The sequence below is a fragment of the Protofrankia sp. CiP1_Cm_nod3 genome (assembly GCF_982290655.1).
This window is the reverse complement of the sequence record NZ_CEVIVD010000008.1, coordinates 34754-37767: the sequence shown is the minus strand read 5'-3', so window position 1 is coordinate 37767 and position 3014 is coordinate 34754. Positions and strand designations below refer to the sequence as shown.

1 protein-coding gene and 1 pseudogene are annotated in these 3014 nt (G+C 72.9%); one reads left to right on the top strand and one right to left on the bottom strand.

The annotated features are described in order from the left end of the window. The first annotated feature begins 199 nt into the window (after positions 1-199). Entirely contained in the window at positions 200-2329 is a 2130-nt protein-coding gene (locus AC5LUJ_RS03580; protein WP_250292754.1) for a tetratricopeptide repeat protein, read from the top strand. A 277-nt stretch (positions 2330-2606) separates the two neighbouring features. Here the strand turns inward: AC5LUJ_RS03580 and AC5LUJ_RS03575 are convergent. Then, positions 2607-3014: pseudogene (locus AC5LUJ_RS03575) on the bottom strand (hypothetical protein); the annotation flags it as partial.

Genomic DNA, 3014 nt, shown 5'->3' with positions numbered 1-3014 from the left:
AACGTTGTCGAACGAGGCGGTGTCCATGACGGGTTCGCCGTCGCCGGCCGGGCCGCGCGTTCCCGACGGTCGGCTGGCCGGGAGCGTCGGGGCGCCGGGCAACACGCTGTCCGGGTACGTCGGCGGGAACCGGTCGTGGGCCCGGGATGCCGGGGAGGCGGGTTCCCGTTAGTCCGCCGTCGCTTCGACAGCGGTTGACGTGCCTGTTCAGCTTCCCGCGGTGTCGGCGGTCTTCGTCAACCGGAACGCGGACAGGGCGGCGTTCCACGACCTGCTCGACCGCCCCACCGACATTGCCTGTCCGCGGGTGGTGGTCGTGACGGGGATGCCGGGGGTCGGCAAGTCCGCCGCGGCGGCCCGCTGGGCGCACGAGGTCCGGCCCCGCTTCGGCGACGGCCAGCTCTACGTCGACGTGGAGCGCCTGGCCTGCCGTGGCGCTGCCGCGGTCAGTGACGTCCTGCGCGGGTTCGTCGAGGCGCTGGGCGCGCACGGCGGCCGCATCCCGGCCGACCTGGCGGGTCTGACAGCCGCCTACCGGCAGCGCACCGCCGGTCTGCGGCTGCTGGTCGTGGTCGACGGCGTCGAGTTCCCGTCGCAGGTGACCCCGCTGCTGCCGGCCTCGGAGGACAGCCTGGTCGTGGTGACGAGCCATCATCGGCTCACCGCGCTGCTCGCCGACGGCGCCGATCTGCTGACGCTGCGTCCGCTCGCCCCGGCGGACGGCGTTGAGCTGATCTCCAGGATGGTGGGGCCGGCGCGGCTGTCCCGGGAGCCCGAGGCCGCCGCGGAGATGGTGCGCCTGTGCGGCGGGCTGCCGATCGCGCTGCGTGTCGTCGGTGCCCAGCTCAAGGCCGGCCCGCACCTGGCCATGGCGGACGTGGCGGCCCGGCTCCGGGACGAACGCGGCCGGCTGGACCGGCTGTCCCTGGAAGGTGATCCGGTGATCGAAGCCGCGTTGGAAGTCGCCTACGCCGCTCTCCCGGCCGACGCCCGCGCCCTGTACAGGGTGCTCGGCCTGCATCCGGGACGTGAGTTCGGCGGGCCCGTGGCCGTGGCCGCGACGGGCCTGCCCCCCGATGTCGTCGAGGACGCGCTGGCGGTTCTGCTCTCGGCGAACCTGGTCGAAGCGGTGGGCGACGGCCGGTATCGAATTCACGAACTGGTCCGGATCCACGCCTTCCGATGCGCCGAGAGCGAGCAGTCGCCACAGTGGCGTGACGATGTCGCCCGTCGCGTCGTCGACGCGTACCTGCGCGGCGCGGCCGTCGCCGACCGGGTGGCGATGGGTTCCCGGATGCGGCTGTCCGAGCAGGCCGGGTGGGCCGAACGGCTGCTGGGTGCGACCCGGGCCGGCCGTACCGATCAGGGCGGTCGTACCGGCCGGAGCGGTCAGGGCGATCATGACGCCGGCCGGGGGGACGACGACGTGCCGTTGGCCGGTTCGGCCGTCGACCCGGCCCGGCTGTCCTCCCCGGGCGCCGCGCTCGACTGGCTGGAGTCGGAGCGGTCGAATCTCTTGGACGCGGTGCGCACGGCCTCGGCGCGCGGCTGGGACACGGCGGTCTGGGAGCTGTGCGAGGCGCTGTGGGTGCTGTACTACAACCGTAAGCACTACCCCGAGTGGCTGGAATCCCACGAGCTCGCCGTTGCCGCCGCGGCTCGTCTCGGCCATCAGGCGGCCGAGGCGAGGATGCGCAGCCAGCTGGGCCGGGCGCTGGTCGAGCTGGAGCGTTTCGCCGAGGCCGAGGCCCAGTTCGAGGAGGCCATCCGGCTCGCCCGTGTGGCGGTGAACCGCCGGGTGGAGGCGTCCGTGCTGGAGTTCGTCGGCCGGGCCCGCTTCGAGCAGGCGGACTACCCCGCGGCCATCGCCGCGTTCGAGCGTTCCCGGAGCATGAACGCGGACCTCGGCAACGCCCGGGGCGTCGCGTTGCAGACCCACCATCTCGGACGGGCGCTCGCCGGTTCCGGCCGGTCCGCCGAGGCGGCCGCGGTGCTGGCGGAGGCCCTGGCCGGCTTTGAGGCGTTACCGGACGAGCACAACCAGGCGCGGGTGCTCATCAGCCTCGGGGAGGTGCACTGCGACCTGGCCCGTTACGCCGACGCGGAGCGGGCGCTGGCCGCGGCGATCGACATCATGCGCCGCCGCGGCGTCCCGTTCCAGGTGGCATTGGCCTCGGAGGTGCTCGCCGACGTGGCCGCGGCGACCGGGGACCACCTCGCGGCCCGGCGCCACCGGGAGGAAGCGCTCACCGCGTACACCGACGCGGGCAGCCCCCGCGCCCACCGGCTACGCGAGGCACTACTGGCGGACACCAATCCGGCGACGTGACACGCGTGGACCCGCCCGGTGCGTCCAACATGGCACACGCCGACGCCGCTCCTTTCTCCGCCCCTCCGCGCACTCCGCCCCTCCGTCCCTCGTCCCGAACCGCCCCCCGCCCGATCCCTTGTGATCAAATACTGTCGAATCATGAGAACGAGGGGATATGTGGTCGCTGTGGCAGCCACTTTCGTACTCGTTCTTGTGATCCAGTTCTTGTGATCCGACATGGGCGTGGCTGCCCGGCCGGGGGGTTGTGGCCGCGGGGTGGTGCGCTGGCCGCGGCTTACTCCCCGGTGCCTGTTCTGGACGCATGAACGATCATGCTTCGCGTCCCGGTCTGGACGTGTAGGCCGGTGGCGGGTAACGCCGGCCGGCGGCCCTCGACGAACCATCCGTAGATCGCGGAGGCGAGCAGGGCCGGGTCGTCGGTCGGCGTCGGCGCCCGTGCGGGTGCCCACGCCGTCGATGTCGGCGCCGATGTCGGCACCGATGGCGGTATGGGCGTGCTGGTGGGTGCGGTTTGCGTCGTGGTCATGGCGGCTTGCTGTGTTGACTGTATGACGTATGCCTGCATCCAGGCCCTGAGCGTCGTGCCGTCCCGGAGGCGGACGAGGCAGTACGGAGGGTCCGAGACGTCGGCGGCGAGCCGGCAGCCCGGGTAGTCGGCGAGGGTGTCGGCCAGCCACTCCTC